14 protein-coding genes are annotated in these 16853 nt (G+C 64.4%); 8 read left to right on the top strand and 6 right to left on the bottom strand.

Annotated features, from left to right (window positions below):
- The first annotated feature begins 83 nt into the window (after positions 1-83).
- Both NKH22_RS17030 and NKH22_RS17025 read left to right on the top strand, forming a co-directional pair.
- A complete protein-coding gene (locus NKH22_RS17030) occupies positions 84-755 on the top strand; it encodes a winged helix-turn-helix domain-containing protein (RefSeq protein ID WP_023672160.1) in 672 nt (223 codons plus the stop codon).
- 56 nt (positions 756-811) lie between these two features.
- A complete protein-coding gene (locus tag NKH22_RS17025) occupies positions 812-2200 on the top strand; it encodes a HAMP domain-containing sensor histidine kinase (protein ID WP_023692904.1) in 1389 nt (462 codons plus the stop codon).
- Positions 2201-2392: 192 nt separating this feature from the next.
- Here NKH22_RS17025 and NKH22_RS17020 read toward each other — a convergent pair whose 3' ends face one another.
- Positions 2393-3262: a helix-turn-helix domain-containing protein gene (locus NKH22_RS17020; protein WP_023672161.1), complete on the bottom strand. Its 870-nt coding sequence runs from the start codon at positions 3260-3262 to the stop codon at positions 2393-2395.
- Between the two features lie 106 nt (positions 3263-3368).
- Between NKH22_RS17020 and NKH22_RS17015 the strand changes: the two genes are divergently transcribed.
- From NKH22_RS17015 to NKH22_RS16995, 5 genes are all read left to right on the top strand, one after another.
- Complete coding sequence (locus NKH22_RS17015; RefSeq protein ID WP_352910203.1) at positions 3369-4640, top strand: ABC transporter substrate-binding protein; 1272 nt, start codon at positions 3369-3371, stop codon at positions 4638-4640.
- A 180-nt stretch (positions 4641-4820) separates the two neighbouring features.
- Positions 4821-5681, top strand: a complete 861-nt coding sequence (locus tag NKH22_RS17010) for a carbohydrate ABC transporter permease (protein ID WP_023692906.1) — start codon at positions 4821-4823, stop codon at positions 5679-5681.
- Positions 5682-5694: 13 nt separating this feature from the next.
- A complete protein-coding gene (locus NKH22_RS17005; RefSeq protein ID WP_023672164.1) occupies positions 5695-6531 on the top strand; it encodes a carbohydrate ABC transporter permease in 837 nt (278 codons plus the stop codon).
- Positions 6532-6544: 13 nt separating this feature from the next.
- Positions 6545-7624, top strand: coding sequence for an ABC transporter ATP-binding protein (locus tag NKH22_RS17000; protein WP_352910200.1), 1080 nt, complete (start codon positions 6545-6547; stop codon positions 7622-7624).
- Between the two features lie 27 nt (positions 7625-7651).
- Positions 7652-9685 (top strand): aldo/keto reductase, encoded by a 2034-nt coding sequence (locus NKH22_RS16995; RefSeq protein ID WP_023685053.1) that lies wholly within the window; start codon positions 7652-7654, stop codon positions 9683-9685.
- 178 nt (positions 9686-9863) lie between these two features.
- Here NKH22_RS16995 and NKH22_RS16990 read toward each other — a convergent pair whose 3' ends face one another.
- Entirely contained in the window at positions 9864-10292 is a 429-nt protein-coding gene (locus NKH22_RS16990; protein WP_023685052.1) for an Lrp/AsnC family transcriptional regulator, read from the bottom strand.
- 149 nt (positions 10293-10441) lie between these two features.
- On the opposite strand from NKH22_RS16990, the gene NKH22_RS16985 reads away from it, so the two are divergent.
- Positions 10442-11545 carry a saccharopine dehydrogenase family protein gene (locus tag NKH22_RS16985; RefSeq protein WP_023685051.1) on the top strand — a complete coding sequence of 368 codons (1104 nt, stop codon included), beginning with the start codon at positions 10442-10444 and terminating at the stop codon, positions 11543-11545.
- 191 nt (positions 11546-11736) lie between these two features.
- On the opposite strand, the gene NKH22_RS16980 is transcribed toward NKH22_RS16985, so the two are convergent.
- The 4 genes from NKH22_RS16980 to NKH22_RS16965 form a co-directional block, all read right to left on the bottom strand.
- Positions 11737-12603 (bottom strand): glycosyltransferase, encoded by an 867-nt coding sequence (locus NKH22_RS16980; RefSeq protein ID WP_023692908.1) that lies wholly within the window; start codon positions 12601-12603, stop codon positions 11737-11739.
- Between the two features lie 206 nt (positions 12604-12809).
- Entirely contained in the window at positions 12810-14198 is a 1389-nt protein-coding gene (gene lpdA / locus NKH22_RS16975; RefSeq protein WP_023692909.1) for a dihydrolipoyl dehydrogenase, read from the bottom strand.
- Positions 14199-14433: 235 nt separating this feature from the next.
- Positions 14434-15837, bottom strand: a complete 1404-nt coding sequence (locus NKH22_RS16970; RefSeq protein WP_352910195.1) for a dihydrolipoamide acetyltransferase family protein — start codon at positions 15835-15837, stop codon at positions 14434-14436.
- Between the two features lie 2 nt (positions 15838-15839).
- The gene (locus NKH22_RS16965; protein WP_352910192.1) at positions 15840-16853 is read right to left on the bottom strand and encodes an alpha-ketoacid dehydrogenase subunit beta; all 1014 of its coding nucleotides are present in this window, start codon (positions 16851-16853) and stop codon (positions 15840-15842) included.

Below are 16853 nucleotides of genomic sequence, written 5' to 3'. Positions count from 1 at the left end.
CGCCGGCGGATATTCTAGGAACGGACCGCCGCCGGTGCTAGCATGCCGCTCTGGCAAAGCCTCGGCAACAGACCGGAACAGAGATGCGACTTCTCCTTGTTGAGGATGACCCCAGGACCGCAGACTATGTCGTCAAGGGCCTGAGCGAAGCCGGGCATGTCTGCGATCTGCTGCGTGACGGGCATGACGCGCTGTTTGCCGCGACACGCGACGCCTATGACGTGATCGTCGTCGACCGCATGCTGCCCGGCCTCGACGGCCTGTCGATGATCAAGGCGGTGCGGGCGGCGGGCGTGCGCACGCCGGCGATCTTTCTGACCTCGGTCGGCGGCGTCGACGACAGGGTTGAAGGGCTCGAGGCCGGCGGCGACGACTATCTCGTCAAGCCATTCGCCTTTTCCGAACTGCTCGCCCGCATCAACGCGCTCGGCCGTCGCCCTGCGGTGCAGGAGCTGAAGACGACGCTGCGCATCGCAGACCTCGAAATGGACCTGATCCAGCGCCGCGTCACCAGGCAGGGCCAGGCGATCGACCTGCAGCCGCGCGAATTCAGCCTGCTCGAAGTGCTGATGCGCGGCGAGGGCCGCGTCATCACCCGCACCATGCTTCTGGAACGGGTCTGGGATTTTCACTTCGACCCCAAGACCAGCGTCGTCGAAACCCATATCAGCCGGCTGCGCGCCAAGATCGACAGGCCGTTCGAAACCGCGTTGATCCACACCGTGCGCAACACTGGCTACAGTGTTCACGACTGAGGCGCGGCATGACAGAAACTTGCCATGACTGAAGCTTGCCATGACTGAAACGCACTATGACTGAGACAGGCTCTCGCCTGCTGCGCAGCACGCCGTTTCGGCTGGCCCTGACCTTCGCCTTGCTGTTCGTGCTCGCCTTCATCCTGTCAGGCGCCATCGTCTACCAGCTGATGAGCGCGGATCTTGCCGAGCAGCTCGACCAGTCGGTCAAGGAGACCTATTCGGTCGTGGCGGTGACCTATGCCGGAAACGACCGGGAGGATCTGGTTTCGGCAGTCGACAGCCACGCCGCGCTCAGCCCGAGCAAGGAACAGCTGTTCTCGCTCACCGATCCCGCCGGCAATCGCCTGGCCGGGAATTTCACCGCCGCCGACCTTCCCGATGGCTTTTCGGATTTTGCCGCTTCCCTGCCAGGCGTTGCGCCGGACACTATGTACCGCGCCTGGACCGGTTCGGTCGGGCCCAACAGCCTGACAATCGCCTTCTCGCTCTCCGAAACCGAGGAGCTGGAACGCATCGTTTTGATGAGCTTCGGCTGGGCCACCCTGATCATTTCAGGGCTGGCGGTGGCTGGCGGCGCCTTGCTGGCGTCGCGTGTGCAGCGTCGCCTCGACGGCATTGCCACCACCATGGACGATGTCTCCAACGGCCGGCTCGACGCCCGCATTCCACTGCTCGGCAATGGCGACGACATTGACGGCGTCTCGCGCCAGGTCAACGCCGCGCTGGAGCGGCTGGCGGCGCTGGTGGACGGCATGCGCCAGGTCAGCGCCGACATCGCGCATGATCTGAAGACGCCGCTCAACCGGCTGCAGATGATTTTGGAAGCTGCGGCCGACAGGACCGCGCGGGGTGAGGCCGTTGCCGATGAGCTGGCGGAGGCACGTGGGGAAAGCCTGCAGATCAACGATACTTTCGATGCGCTGTTGCGTATTGCCCAGATCGAGGCCGGCGCCCGCAAGTCGCGCTTTGTCGATCTCGACCTCACCGGCGTCATCGATGCCATTGCCGAAATCTACGCCGGTGTCGCCGAGGATGACGGCAAGTCGCTGTCGGCCACGATCGTCCACGGCACCCCATGCCTGGTCCACGGCGACCGCGACCTGCTGACGCAATTGTTTGCCAATCTGGTTGAGAACGCGCTGCGGCATTGCCCCGATGGCACGGCAATCCTTCTATCGGTGCGGCGGCAAGGCGACCGCATTCTGGCTGAGGTCGCCGACAATGGCCCCGGCATCCCGGCGCAGGAGCGCGAAAAAGTGTTCCAGCGGCTCTACCGGCTGGACTCCAGCCGCACCACGCCCGGCAGCGGCCTGGGCCTCAGCCTTGTGCGGGCCATCGCCGACCTGCATGGTGCAACGATTGCGCTGGAGGATCGCCGGCCTGGGCTGGCGGTAATTGTCGGGTTTCCTCGGGCGGAGGGCACCGGTCCCGGCTTGAAATGACAACGCCAGAGCCAGGTCGACCCCACTCCGTCGAGCGAAGCAGCGACGGAGTGGGGGAAGGCGCTCATGAAACGCCAAGTCGCTGACAACTTTCTCCAAGTTGATGATCGCATCCGACAAAGGCGGTCGCGATTAGCCTTGCACATGTTTCCACCCGGAACGGCTGCGGGTTGATCAAGATGATCGTTGAACCTATCGGCCCACCGCACCCCGGCGAAAATCCGAGGGCGACATCCCTGCCAGCTTGCGGAAGGATTTGTTGAAGGCGCTGAGCGAGCCGAAGCCTGAATCCATGGCGACGCGCAGCACATTGGCGTCTTCATGCATCAGCAGCGCCTGCGCGTAGCTCAGCCGCAGCAGATTCATATATTCGTTGAGCGTCATGCCGGTCGATTTCTTGAAAATGCTCATGGCGTATTTGGGATGGATGTCGGCCGCCGCCGCGATGTCGACGCAGTCTATGTCGTAGAGGAAATTCTCGGCGATGAAGTCGCACATGCGACCGACATTGCGCAGCGATTGCTGGTCGAACGGGCCGCCGGGTTCCTGGCCGATGGCGGTTTCCGGCACCAGCCGGTAGGGCTCGAAGCGCACCCGCTCCAACCGCAGCAGCAGCTCGTTCACGGCGTGCTCGGTTATCGCCGCATCGCCCGAGCGGAAATAGCGGTTCCAGCGCTCGAAATTGTGATGGTCGGCCTGGTCGGTCGCCGATGTCACCAGCGTGGCGCCGGTCATCAGCCTGTGGCGGACATCCGTCGGCAGATGCAGGCGGAAGAAATGCACCAGCGGCAGATGCGCGCCGGCATAGATGGCGTCGTCGGAGAGATCGTCCATCTGGTGCGGCAGCCCGCCCCAGAACAGGCACATGTCGCCGGCCGACAGCGAGATCTCGTGCTCGTTCATGCGGTAATGCACGCTGCCGCGGACGATGAAATTGACCTCGACCTGGGCATGCCAGTGCGGCTTCAGCATCACCAGCGGATGGTTGTGAAACATCTGCAAAGCCATCGGCAGGCCTTCGACGCTGCTGGCGCCAGGCTGGTAAAACGGCCGTTCCGGCATCTTACTTTCCGCCCATCTTTTATTCCCGTTGTCAGGGACAAGCCTTCCGCGCCGCCTAGTCTAGCCATGCTCGCGAAGAGAGAGCAAATGAAATGGGAGGATTTCAATGCGCACGACACTGATCTGTGCCGCGCTGGCGCTTGGCCTGGGCTCAGGCCCGGCTTTGGCGCAGTCCGGCGAAATCACGATCTGGAGCTGGAATATCGCCGCTTCGTCGCTGAAGGCGACGGTGGCCGGCTTCAACAAGCAGTATCCCGACGTCAAGGTCACCGTTCAGGATCTCGGCAACCAGCCGACCTATGACAAGTCGATCGCCGGCTGTGCGGCCGGCGGCGTCGGCCTGCCCGATATCGTCTCGATCGAAAACGGCGAGGCCGAGAACTACTGGAGCCAGTTCCCCGATTGCTTCGTCGATTTGCACACGCTGGGCTACACCGCCGACGACCAGAAGAAATTCCCGGATTTCAAGCGCACCGAATTGGAGGTCGGCGACAAGGCCTATGCCATGCCGTGGGATTCCGGCCCAGTCGCCGCCTTCTACCGCCGCGACTTCTACGAGAAGGCCGGGGTCGATCCGGCCTCGATCAAGACCTGGGACGATTTCATCGCCGCCGGCAAGAAGGTCCAGGCCGCCAATCCCGGCGTCACCATGACCAATGCCGATTTCAACGGCGACACCGAATTCTTCCGCATGATTTCCAACGAACAGGGCTGCGGCTATTTCGCCGCCGATGGGCAGTCGATCACCGTCAACCAGCCGAAATGCGTCGACACGCTGGCCAAGATCAAGGACATGAAGGACGCCGGCATCATCTCGTCGGCCGACTGGGGCACCAAGATCACCAACAACACCGCCGGCACCGTCGCCACCCAGGTCTATGGCGGCTGGTATGAGGGCACCATCCGCACCGAATCCGCCGGCGAAAACGGCAAATGGGGTGTCTATCTGATGCCGAGCCTGACCGCCGACGGCCCGCGCGCCGCCAATCTCGGAGGCTCGTCGCTCGCCATCACCTCAGCCTCGAAGAACAAGGAGGCCGCCTACGCCTATCTGAAATACACACTGGGAACCAACGAAGGCCAGATCACCATGCTCAGGGATTTCGGCCTGGTGCCGTCGCTGATCTCGGCGCTCGACGATCCCTATGTCTCGCAAGGCCTGCCCTATTGGGGCGGCCAGGCGGTGTGGAAGGACATCCTCGCCACGCTGCCCAAGGTGGTGCCGAGCCGCGGCACGCCGTTCCAGAGCGATGCCGAAATCATCATGCGCGCGGTGCAGACCAAATATCTCGGCGGCGGGTATCCCGATGCCAAGGCCGCACTCGACGACGCCGCCAGCCAGATCGCCTCGGCGACCGGATTGCCGGTGAAGGAGTAAGCTCCACTTCCCCTTCTCCCCTTGTGGGAGAAGGTGGATCGGCGCGATAGCGCCGAGACGGATGAGGGGTGTTCCAGCGGAGTGAGGCGTTGGTGTTCCCTGGAACACCCCTCATCCGTCGCCTGCGGCGACACCTTCTCCCACAAGGGGAGAAGGGAAAACAAAAAGAAAGGAGGAACCATGCGCCACCAGAACGCCACCGCGTATCGTTTCCTCACGCCCTATTTGCTGATCTTCGCCATCTTCTGGGTGTGGCCGATCATTTCCTCGTTCATGATCTCCTTCCAGGCGACGCGCACCGTGCCGTGGCGCTTTGCGCCCACCTTCAACTGGGGCCGCCTCATCGGCGACCCCGCTTTCTTCAATGCGCTGAAGAACACGCTGCTCATCCTCGTCATCCAGGTGCCGGTGATGATCTCGCTGGCGATCGTCATGGCGGTGCTGCTGAACTCGCCGCTGCTGAAAGCACGTGGCCTCTACCGCTTCGCCTTCTTCGCTCCGGTGGTGGTCGGCGAGGTCGCCTATTCCGCCGTGTTCCGGCTGATGTTCAATCTCGATTTCGGCATCATCAACAAGCTGCTCGCCGGCGTCGGCCTGTCCAAGATCGACTGGTTCTCCAACGTCACACCGGCCATGGCGCTGATCATGATCGCGGTAACCTGGCGCTGGGCCGGCTACAACGCCATCATCCTGCTCGCCGGCCTGCAGTCGATCCCCGAGGATGTCTATGAAGCAGCGACGCTCGACCGCGTCAGCAAGCTCAAGCAGTTCTTCTACATAACGCTGCCGCTGCTCAAGCCGGTCATCGTGTTTTGCGCCGTGCTGTCGATCATCGGCACCATGCAGCTGTTCACCGAGCCGTTCCTGATCACCGAGCGCGGCGGCCCCGGCGGCGGCACCGAGACGCTTGGCCTGCTGCTCTACCGCCAGGGTTTTCGCTCGCTCAATTTCGGCTACGCCTCGGCCGTCGCCTACACCATGGCGGGGCTGGCAATCGCCATCACGCTGGTGCAACTGTGGCTGACACGAGAGCCCAAATGAGAGGGGAGGCGAAATGAGTTCGCTCTCGCAACGCCGGCTCGGCCGCAGCGTCCTGCTGCATCTGGTCCTGACGCCGCTGGCGGTGATCTGGCTGTTTCCGCTGTGGATGATGGTGGTGTTTTCGACCATGCCCGACAACGGCATTTTCAGCCCCGGCATCGAGCTTCTGCCGCACGGCAATTTCGTCGACAATTTCAACAACCTGCAGCGCGACACCAATTTCGTCGGCGCTATCGGTATTTCGGTGGCGGTGGCGGTGACCTACACCTTCTTCTCGGTGCTGCTGACCTCGATGGCCGGCTGGGCGCTCGCCCGCTATCAGTTCTTCGGCAAGGGCGCGGTGGTGGCGATCATCCTCGGCACCATCACGCTGCCCTATGCGGTGGTGCTGATCCCGCAATTCATCATGGTGGCGCGCGACTTCCAGCTCGCCAACACCTGGATTGCGCTGATCGTGCCACCCTTGTTCAATTCGCTGGGCGTGCTGTTCATGCGCCAGGCTTTCTCGATGATGCCGGCCGACCTTTTCGACGCGGCACGTGTCGAGGGCGTCAAGGAATGGCGTATCTTCCTGTTCGTCGCTTTGCCGCTGGCGCGGCCGATGCTGGCGGCGCTCGCCATCATCCTGTTCCTCGCCTCGTGGAACAATTATCTCTGGCCGCTTTTGATCAACAGCCAGCCCGGCGCGATGACGGCCCCTGTGGCGCTCGGCACGCTGATCGGCCTGACCAAGGTCTCATGGGGCGGCATCATGGCCGGCGCCGTCATGCTGACCGTACCGATGCTGGTCGTCTTCGTGCTGCTGCAGCGCCATTTCATCGCCGGCATCGCCGCCGGTGCCGTCAAGTAGGGACAACAGCGATATGGCGGCAGTCACCCTCACCAATGTCGTAAAACGCTTCGGCGTCTATGAGATCATCCATGGCGCCAACATCGATATCGCCGATGGCGAGTTCGTCGTCTTTGTCGGCCCGTCGGGTTGTGGAAAATCGACGCTGCTCAGGATGATCGCCGGGCTGGAGGATATCAGCGGCGGCGAGATCGCCATTGGCGGCAAGGTGATGAACGATGTCGAGCCGGCCGAGCGCGGCATCGCCATGGTATTCCAGTCCTACGCGCTCTACCCGCACATGAGCGTGGAGCAGAATCTGAGCTTTGGTCTCAGGATGACCGGCAACCCCAAGGAGGACACCGAGCGGCGGGTGAAGCGGGCCTCCGAAATCCTGCGCATCACAGAGTTGATGGCGCGGCGGCCGAGGCAATTGTCCGGCGGCCAGCGCCAACGCGTCGCCATTGGCCGCGCCATCGTGCGCGAACCGCAAGTCTTCCTGTTCGACGAGCCGTTGAGCAATCTCGACGCCGAGCTGCGCGTCCAGATGCGGGTCGAGATCTCGCGCCTGCACAAGGAACTCGGCACAACGATGATCTATGTCACCCACGACCAGACCGAGGCGATGACGCTGGCCGACCGGATCGTCGTGCTGCGCGGTGGCCATGTCGAGCAGATCGGCAGGCCGCTCGATCTCTACGACAATCCCGACAACCAGTTCGTCGCCGGCTTTGTAGGCTCGCCGAGGATGAATTTCATCAAGGGCCGCGTCGTCGGGCGCAACATGAGCAGCGTCACCGTCGAGCTGGTGGGCGAGGAAATGACCCGCATTATGCAACCGTTGACCGGCGCCGTGCCGCAAACAGGAGCCAAGGTCATTGTCGGCGTGCGGCCCGAACATTTCGGCAATGGCGGCGAAGGCGACGCCGACCTCACCGTCGGCATCGACGTGGTCGAGCATCTCGGCGGCACCAGCTTCATCTATGCCAGGACCGCCCATGGCGAAGACCTGGTGATCCAGCGCGACGCGGCAAAGGTCCCCGACACCCAGGCGATCACCGTGTCCATCCGCAAATCCTATCTGTTCGATGAAAACGGCCAGCGGCTGCGCTGACCTTCCAGCTATGCAAGGAGAATGACCATGACTGCAACCGCGCCCATCCGCTGGGGGGTACTCGGGCCCGGCGACATCGCCAAAGCGTTCGCCCGCGGCGTGGCAGGCTCGCGCACCGGCACGATCGTGGCGCTCGGCGCCCGCAATCCCGGCAAGGCAGGCCTGGCCGAGACGTTTCCCGGCGCCCGCATCCTCGACGGTTACGACGCGCTGCTCGCTGACCCCGAGGTCGACGCCGTCTATATCGCCATCCCGCATCCCGGCCACGCCGAATGGGCAATCAAGGCGGCGGAAGCCGGCAAGCATGTGCTGTGCGAAAAGCCGCTGGCGCTGACCGCCTTCGAGGCCGACGCCATGATCCATGCTGCGCGCAAGGCCGGCACCTTCCTCGGCGAAGCGTTCATGTACCGGCTGCACCCGCAGACGGCGAAGCTGGTGGAACTCATCAAGTCGGGCGTCATCGGCGATGTCAGGCTGATGAAGTCGAGCTTCGGCTTCGCCATGCCGGGCTTCATGCCCGAGCACCGGCTCTACGCCAACGATCTCGCCGGCGGCGGCATCCTCGATGTCGGCGGCTATCCCGTCTCGATGGTGCGGCTGATTGCCGGGGCTGCGACTGGAAAACCCTTCGCCGAGCCGGACAAGGTTGTCGGCACCGCCCATCTCGGCAAGTCCGGCGTCGACGAATGGGCCTCGGCGCTGCTGCATTTCCCCGGTGGCGTCGTCGCCGAGGTGTCCTGCAGCATCTCGCTGAAACAGGACAATGTCCTGCGCATCCTCGGCACCAAGGGCCGCATCGAGGTGCCGGATTTCTGGTTCGCCGGCGGCGGCAACCGCGATGGCGGCCCTGGCCGGATCGATGTAATTCTCGCCGACGACACGCGCGATACCATCAGCGTCAACGAAACCCGCCATCTCTATTCCTTCGAGGTCGACGCCGCCGGCGAGGCGATCCTGGCCGGCAAACAGGAGTTCGCCTGGCCGGGCATGAGCTGGGCCGACAGCCTCAGCACGCTGCGCGTCCTCGACAGATGGCGCGCCGCCGTCGGGCTCGAATATGAGATCGAAAAGCCGGCTAAGCGAACCAACACCATTTCGGGCCGGCCGCTGCGCACCGGCGGCACGGCCATTGGCAAGCGCAAGATTCCGGGCCTGTCGAAGCCGGCCTCCGTGGTGGCGCTCGGCTTCGAGGATTTCCGCACCTTCTCGTCGGGCGCAATCCTGCTCGACGCCTTCTTCGAGACCGGCGGCAATCTGTTCGATACCGGCTATGTCTACGGCGCCGGCTACACCGAAACGCTGCTTGGCCAGTGGCTCAGGAATCGCGGCGTGCGCGAGCAGTCGGTGATCATCGCCAAGGGCGCCCACTCGCCGCTCTGCTATCCCGATGTCATCGGCAAGCAGCTCGCCCAGTCGTTGGACCGGCTGCAGACCGACCATGTCGACCTCTATTTCATGCACCGCGACAACCCGGATGTGCCGGTCGGCGAATTCGTCGATGCGATGGACGCCGAGGTCAAGGCCGGCCGCATCCGTGGCCCGTTCGGCGGCTCGAACTGGACGATGGCGCGCATGGACGAGGCGATTGCCTATGCCGAGCGCACCGGCAAGCAGAAGCCCGGCGTGCTCTCCAACAATTTCTCGCTGGCCGAGATGCTGGAACCGATCTGGGCCGGCTGCATCACCTCGTCCACCGACGACTGGAAATCCTGGTTGACGAAAAGGCAGATGCCCAACTTCGCCTGGTCGAGCCAGGGCCGCGGCTTCTTCACCGACCGCGCCGGCCGCGACAAGCAGGACAATGAGGAGCTGGTGCGGGTCTGGTATTCCGAGAAAAATTTCGGCCGCCGCGACCGCGCCATCGAGCTGGCGCAGCGCCTGGGCAAAAGTCCGATCCACATCGCGCTCGCCTATGTGCTGGCGCAGCCTTTTCCGTCGGTGCCGTTGATCGGCCCGCGCACGCTGGACGAGTTGGAGGACAGCTTGAAGGCGCTGGATATCAAGCTGTCGGCGGAGGATGTGGCGTGGCTGGATAGCGGGCCGGAAAGGCGGCGGGCTTAGCAGCTAATCTCCCCCCTTGAGGGGGAGATGTCGCCGAAGGCGACAGAGGGGGTCGCCTCGCGTGGAGCGCTAACCTCCTTCTGCAGCGGCAGGTAGGCCGAGCCCAGTCGAACTGACCCCCTCTGGCCTGCCGGCCATCTCCCCCGCACGGGGGAGATTAGCGGCTCATGCGTTCCACCTACCGATCGATCCGTGTCGACAAAATAATCGACGACGACGTCCGCTCGACCCCGTCCATCGCCCCGATCTCGTCCAGCAACGCATCCAGATCCCTGATCGACGGCGCGTCGACGATGACGATCATGTCGAAATTGCCGCTCACCGAGTGCAGCGTCCGTACCGGCGGCAGCGCCTGCAGCGCCCGCACCACCTTGTCGGCGAGCTTGGGCGTGACGGTGAGCAGCACATGCGCCCGCACCAGCCCCTGCTCGTAGTCCGGCGCCATCCGCACGCCATAGCCGGTGATGATGCCGCGCTGTTCCAGCCGCTCGATCCGGCTCTGCACCGTCGTGCGCGAAACGCCGAGCTGGCGCGCCAGCTCAGTGGTCGATGCGCGGGCATTGGCGCGCAGCAAGGAAAGCAGTTTTTGTTCGGCGTCAGTGAGCATTTCGACGAACTTTATCGGCGTATTGATCAATTGTGGGGTTCGTTTCGAACAGTTTCACGCTTCCTTTCGGCAGGCAAGCTGCGATTCTTGAAGGCATCGCGTCCACCGCGCGCGGTCTGGGCCAAAGAGTTTTCACGAGGGGCAAGGTCATGAAGAAAATCATCGTCGTCGGCGCCGGCAAGATCGGCTCGACCATTGCAGGCATGCTCGCCGACAGCGGCGACTACCACGTCACCGTTGTCGACCGCGCGGCGGCGCAGCTTGCCGCGGCCGAACTTCCCGCCGGCGTCGAGGGGCTGGAGCTCGATATCGCAGCGCCGGGCGCACTCGAGGCCGCCCTTGCCGGCGCCTTCGCCGTGCTGAGCGCCGCGCCCTTCCATTTGACCACACGCATCGCCGAAGCGGCCGCCGCAACCGGCGTCCACTATCTCGATTTGACCGAGGACGTCATCTCCACCCGCCGCGTCAAGGAACTGGCGCGTTCGGGCAAGAGCGCGTTCATTCCGCAATGCGGCCTTGCGCCGGGCTTCATCTCGATCGTCGCCAATGATCTCGCCAGCCGCTTCGACACGCTGGAAAGCGTTCGCATGCGCGTCGGCGCGCTGCCGCAATACCCGTCCAATGCGCTGAACTACAATCTGACATGGAGCACCGACGGCGTCATCAACGAATATTGCGAACCCTGCGAGGCGATCGTCGAGGGCGAGCTGATCGAGGTGCCGCCGCTGGAGGAGCGCGAAGAGTTCTCGCTCGACGGCGTCACCTATGAGGCCTTCAACACCTCCGGCGGTCTCGGCACGCTGGCCGAGACGCTGAAGGGCAAGGTGCGCACGCTGAACTACCGCACCATCCGCTATCCCGGCCACGCGGCGATCATGAAGGCGCTGCTCAACGATCTCGGCCTGCGCCACCGCCGCGACGTGCTGAAGGATATCTTCGAGAGCGCCCTGCCGGCAACGCTGCAGGATGTGGTCATCGTCTTCGTCACCGTCTCGGGCCGCCGCAATGGCCGCCTGCTGCAGGAAACCTACGCCAACAAGATCTATTCGCAGCGCATCGGCAACCAGGTGCGCAGCGCAATCCAGATCACCACCGCCTCCGGCATCTGCGCCGTGCTCGACATGCTGGCCGACGGCACCTTGCCGGCGACCGGCTTCGTCAAGCAGGAAAACATCGCGCTGGATGCGTTTCTCGCCAATCGTTTTGGGCGCGCTTATGCGCAGCACGAGATGGTAAGCCGGCTGGCAAGCTGAGCTACTTCACCCTCCCCCTTGTGGGGAGGGTCGGCTCGCGGTCGGAGCGAAGCGGAGATGGCGAGACGGGGTGGGGGTGAGCGCCGACAGTTGGCGAGGAGGGCGCCCCCCCCCCCCCCCACCCCCCCCCCCCCCCCCCACACCCCCCGCGCCGCCCCCCCCCCCCCCCCCCGGGGGAGGGTAAGCGCCCGCTACTTCCGCAGAGCCATCGGTCGTCCGAGCAGAAACCGGATGAAGTTGCCCGCGGTCCGCGGCGCAATGCGGGGCTGCGTCGCCTGTCGTGGCGCGCTTTGCCTTCGCGCTGGCACCTTGGGTTCGACAGCCGGTCGGCCCACCGTGAAGGAGGGCCCCGAGACCGGCTTGCCCCTCAACACGTTGGCGACGTTGTTGTCATGGATGACGATGCACCATTGCGCGCCCTTCGATGCCGCCACGACGGTGTTGAAGCGCGTCGCCATTTTTGCGTGGTGCTCGCTGTAGACGCCGCTCATCGCCGGCGATCTCCTTTCGACCAGCGTGCCGAACGCCGACGTGACATAGTAGTGGTGCGTGTAGCGTCCGCTTGCCGTGTCGAAATTCTGGCCGTCCGGAAAGGCAATGTAGAGCGGCTGCAGGTCCACCACACGCTTTTCGATCTCCCGGCGCGCGTAGTGCTCGACGCGCTCCATGAAGGTCGGCGCCAGCGCGTCGTCGCTGTCGAGCCGCGTGAGCGAAACATAGTCGGCATCGGTATCGGCCTGGACGAAGGCATTGAAGCGATCATTGTAATCCTCGCCCGCCTCGACAAGGATCGGCCTGACGTCGACACCGGCCACGCAGCTGCACACGGTGCGAATATAGTTCTCGTGCGTATCGGCATCGAACGCCAGAAGGACGGAAAAATCCTTCAGCGACTGGCCTTCGAGCGACGACGCGCAATAGGTGTCGAACAACGCCAGGCGCTCGACCAGCCAGACCGGGTCGAGATTGGCGCGGCCCTTTCCGTCCCACTGGCTTGGCTTGAAGCCAGCGGCGATGTTGTAGCGTATGGCGATGTATTTCTTCAGGCCGGTGTCCATGGACCGACACTTAGTACATTCCGCTGATCTGCGACAACCAACGGCTGAGCGGCCACCCTCCCCCTTGTGGGGAGGGTCGGCTCGCGGTCGGAGCGAAGCGGAGATGGCGAGACGGGGTGGGGGTGAGCGCTGACGGTCGGCGAGGACCCCCACCCCGCTCCGCTACGCGGATCGACCCTCCCCACAAGGGGGAGGGTAAGCGCACTTCAAATATGCAGCGCGTGGCCCAGCGCCTTCAGCGCCGCTTCCTGGAAGCCTTCGCCTTGCGTCGGATGCGCATGGATGGTCCCGGCGATATCCTCCAGCCGCGCGCCCATTTCCAGCGCCAGGCCGAACGCCGCCGCCAGTTCCGACACGCCTTGCCCGACCGCCTGGATGCCCAGCACCAGATGGTTGTCCGCGCGGGCGGCAACACGAACAAACCCGTCCTCGCCGAGTTTCGTCATCGCCCGGCCGTTGGCGGCGAAGGGGAACTGGCCGATCTTGATTTCGCCTGAAGCCTTCGCCTCCTCCGGCGTTAGCCCTGCCGTCACCAGCTCCGGATCGGTGAAGCAGACGGCCGGGATCGAGCGCTTGTCCCAGCTGCGCTTGTGGCCGGCGACGATCTCGGCCACCATTTCGCCTTGCGCCATCGCCCGGTGCGCCAGCATCGGCTCGCCGGTGACGTCGCCAATGGCATAGATGCCGCGCATCGAGGTGCGGCACTGGTCGTCGATCTTGATGAACTTGCCGGCCATGTCGAGATCGATCTGATCGAGGCCCCAGCCCTCCGTCACCGGCTTGCGGCCGACCGTGACCAGGATCTTGTCTGCCGCGATTTTGGTGCTCTTGCCGTCCGCGGTCTCGACCAGCAGCGCGTCGCCCTTGACCCCCTTGGCCTTGGCGCCAAGCATCACCTCGACGCCGAGCTGGGCCAGCCGTTTCACCACCGGCCGGGTCAGTTCCGCATCATACTGCGCCAGCACGCGCGGCAGCGCCTCGACCACGGTCACCGCGGCGCCCATTTTGGCGAACGCCATGCCGAGTTCCAGCCCGATATAGCCGCCGCCGACCACGGCGAGCTTTTTCGGCACCTCGCCGAGAGCCAGCGCTTCTGTGGATGAAATCACCGGGCCGCCGAACGGCAGGAACGGCAGTTCCACCGTCGCCGAGCCGGTGGCGATCACAACCGTTTCGGCGCGGATGATCTGGGTGCCGGTCTCGGTCTCGACCGCGACGGTCTTGCCGTCGCGGAACGTCGCCCAGCCATAGACGGTCTTGACCTTGGCCTTCTTCAGTAGCCCGGCAACGCCCCCGGTCAGCCGGCTAACAATGCCGTCCTTCCACGCAACCGTCTTGCCGAGATCGAGCACGGGCGCTGCTACCGAGATGCCGAGCGGACTGCTGCCGCCGGCCATATGCGCGACCTTCTCGAACTCTTCCGCCGCATGGATCATCGCCTTGGACGGGATGCAGCCGACATTGAGACAGGTGCCGCCCGGTTTGCCGGCTTCAACGATCACCGTATCGATGCCGAGCTGGCCGGCACGGATAGCGCAGACGTAGCCGCCGGGCCCGGCGCCGATGACCAGCAGCTTGCAGGAGATTTCTTTCATGGCATGACCCTTTGATGCGAGGGAATGTTCCGTCGCGATCCTTCGCGCCCCCCTCTGTCCTGCCGGACATCTCCCCCACGAGGAGGGAGATCAGCAGCTTCGTCGCTTCGCTCATTCCTGCAACGGTGAAGATTGGCGAAACCCTGCGTGACGTCCAATCTCCCCCCTTGTGGGGGAGATGCCTGGTAAGGCAGAGGGGGGCGCTGTCCCGCCGTCATCTCGCTTGTTCCGCCCCTCAATCCACAAATATCAGCGCTGGCGTCTCAATCAGCGCCTTGATCCGCTGCACAAACACCGCCGCATCCCAGCCGTCGACCACCCGGTGATCGAAGCTCGATGACAGGTTCATCATCTTGCGCGGGATGAACTGGGTGCCGTCCCAGACCGGCCGCACCATCATCTTGTTGACGCCGACGATCGCCACCTCAGGATGATTGATGACCGGCGTCGTCGCCACGCCGCCCATGGCGCCGAGCGAGGTGATGGTGATGGTCGATCCCGACAGCTCGTCGCGGCTGGCCGTGCCGGACTTCGCCGCTTCGGCCAGGCGGTTGAGCTCGGCCGCGCAATCCCAGAGGTCGCGCGCCTCGGCGTGCTTGACCACCGGCACCACCAGGCCCGACGGCGTCTGCGCGGCAATGCCGATATGGACGCCGCCATGCTGATGGATGATGCCGGCCTCGTCGTCGAACAGCGCGTTGATGTTGGGCTGGTCGGCAATCGCCTTGACCATCGCCCGCATCAGGAACGGCAGCAGCGTCAGCTTCGGCCTCTCCACACCCTTGCGCTTTTCCTTGTTGAGCGCCGCGCGCAACTCCTCAAGTGCTGTGACGTCGATCTCCTCGACATAGGTGATGTGCGGGATGCGTGACTTCGCCAGCGACATTTTTTCGGCGATCTTGCGCCGCAGTCCGATGACCTTGATATCCTCGACGCTGTCATTACGCGCCAGACCCGACGCCTTCGCTACCTGCGGTCCGCGTGCCAGGAATGCCTCGATATCTTCGTGGCTGATGCGGCCGGCAGGGCCGGTACCCGACACCTGGCGCAGATCGATCCCCGCCTCCTTCGCCCTGAGCCGGATGGCGGGCGACGCCAGGGGCTTTTCGCCCTCCGGGCGCGGCGCGCCGGAGGGTGCCGCACCTTTAGATGTCGGCGCAGCACCCCCACCCCTGGCCCCTCCCCACAAGGGGGAGGGGGATACAGTCTCAGCTGCCCGTGGGCTTTTGGCTGCTGGTGCAGGTGCTGGCGACTTGGCGTAGGATTTCGTGGCCGAAACGCCTCCCTCTTGTGGGGGTCCGGAGGACGGGCGAGACCCGTGGCTCGCCCCGGCAGGGGTGGGGGTCGGTGCCGCCGTGACCTCTGACGATTTCGAGCCTTCCGCGACATTGCCCTCCCCCGCCACCTTCAGCCGCACGATGGGCGAGCCGATCGCCACCGTGTCGCCGATCTCGGCGCCCAGCCACAGGATCTCGCCATCGACCGGCGAAGGTATTTCCACCGTCGCCTTGTCGGTCATGACGGCGGCAAGCACCGAGTCCTCGCGCACGAGGTCGCCGACCTTGACGTGCCACTCCACAAGTTCGGCCTCGGCGACGCCTTCACCGACATCCGGCAGCTTGATGATGTGTTCGCCCATCCCTAGGCTCCCATGGTTTCGAGAAGCGCGCGGCCGACACGGGCCGGCCCCGGGAAATAATCCCATTCCTGCGCATGCGGGTAGGGCGTGTCCCAACCGGTGACGCGCGCCACCGGCGCTTCCAGATGGTAGAAACAATTTTCCTGCACCAGCGCCGACAGCTCGGCGCCGAAGCCGGAGGTCAGTGTCGCCTCGTGCACGACGACGCAGCGTCCGGTCTTCTTCACCGAAGCGACTATCGCGTCGAGATCGAGCGGCAGCAGGGTCCGCAAATCGATGATCTCGGCATCGATGCCGGTTTCTTCCACGGCCGCCTGCGCGACATAGACCATGGTGCCGTAGGCGAGCACGGTGACGGCCGAGCCCGCCCGGCGGATCGCCGCCTTGCCGAGCGGCACCGTGTAATGGCCTTCGGCGACCTCGCCCAGTTCATGCTTCGACCATGGCGTCACCGGTCGGTCGTGATGGCCATCGAACGGTCCGTTATAGAGCCGCTTCGGCTCCAGAAAAATCACCGGATCGGGATCCTCGATCGCCGCGATCAGCAGCCCCTTGGCATCATGAGGATTGGACGGCACCACCGTCTTCAGCCCCGACACATGGGTGAACAGCGCTTCCGGGCTCTGGCTGTGCGTCTGGCCGCCAAAAATGCCGCCGCCGGTCGGCATGCGGACAACGATCGGGCAGGTGAAATCGCCGTTCGAGCGGTAGCGCAGGCGTGCTGCTTCCTGCGTCAGCTGGTCGTAAGCCGGGTACATGTAGTCGGCAAACTGAATTTCCACGCATGGCTTCAGCCCATAGGCGGCCATGCCGATGGCGGAGCCGACAATGCCGGATTCGTTGATCGGCGCATCGAAGCAGCGGGTCTTGCCGTACTTCGCTTGCAGGCCTGCCGTGCAGCGGAAGACACCCCCGAAGAAGCCGACATCCTCGCCATAGACGATGACGCGTTCGTCGCGCGCCATCGACACGTCCATGGCGTCGCGGATCGCCTCGATCATGGTCCGTCTCGGCAT

The sequence above is a fragment of the Mesorhizobium sp. M1252 genome, from assembly GCF_040318265.1.
GTDB lineage: Bacteria > Pseudomonadota > Alphaproteobacteria > Rhizobiales > Rhizobiaceae > Mesorhizobium.
This window is presented reverse-complemented; position numbering and strand designations above follow the sequence as displayed.

What these genes read in the sequence shown, in the direction of transcription:
- NKH22_RS16990 (WP_023685052.1), bottom strand. Translation starts at nt 10,292, where the DNA reads ATGCTCACTGACGCCGAACAAAAACTGCTTTCCTTGCTGCGCGCCAAT.
- NKH22_RS16980 (WP_023692908.1), bottom strand. Translation starts at nt 12,603, where the DNA reads ATGGACACCGGCCTGAAGAAATACATCGCCATACGCTACAACATCGCC.
- NKH22_RS17000 (WP_352910200.1), top strand. Translation starts at nt 6,545, where the DNA reads ATGGCGGCAGTCACCCTCACCAATGTCGTAAAACGCTTCGGCGTCTAT.
- NKH22_RS17020 (WP_023672161.1), bottom strand. Translation starts at nt 3,262, where the DNA reads ATGCCGGAACGGCCGTTTTACCAGCCTGGCGCCAGCAGCGTCGAAGGC.
- NKH22_RS17030 (WP_023672160.1), top strand. Translation starts at nt 84, where the DNA reads ATGCGACTTCTCCTTGTTGAGGATGACCCCAGGACCGCAGACTATGTC.
- lpdA (WP_023692909.1), bottom strand. Translation starts at nt 14,198, where the DNA reads ATGAAAGAAATCTCCTGCAAGCTGCTGGTCATCGGCGCCGGGCCCGGC.
- NKH22_RS16985 (WP_023685051.1), top strand. Translation starts at nt 10,442, where the DNA reads ATGAAGAAAATCATCGTCGTCGGCGCCGGCAAGATCGGCTCGACCATT.
- NKH22_RS16995 (WP_023685053.1), top strand. Translation starts at nt 7,652, where the DNA reads ATGACTGCAACCGCGCCCATCCGCTGGGGGGTACTCGGGCCCGGCGAC.
- NKH22_RS17015 (WP_352910203.1), top strand. Translation starts at nt 3,369, where the DNA reads ATGCGCACGACACTGATCTGTGCCGCGCTGGCGCTTGGCCTGGGCTCA.
- NKH22_RS17005 (WP_023672164.1), top strand. Translation starts at nt 5,695, where the DNA reads ATGAGTTCGCTCTCGCAACGCCGGCTCGGCCGCAGCGTCCTGCTGCAT.
- NKH22_RS16970 (WP_352910195.1), bottom strand. Translation starts at nt 15,837, where the DNA reads ATGGGCGAACACATCATCAAGCTGCCGGATGTCGGTGAAGGCGTCGCC.
- NKH22_RS17025 (WP_023692904.1), top strand. Translation starts at nt 812, where the DNA reads ATGACTGAGACAGGCTCTCGCCTGCTGCGCAGCACGCCGTTTCGGCTG.
- NKH22_RS17010 (WP_023692906.1), top strand. Translation starts at nt 4,821, where the DNA reads ATGCGCCACCAGAACGCCACCGCGTATCGTTTCCTCACGCCCTATTTG.
- NKH22_RS16965 (WP_352910192.1), bottom strand. Translation starts at nt 16,853, where the DNA reads ATGCCGAGACGGACCATGATCGAGGCGATCCGCGACGCCATGGACGTG.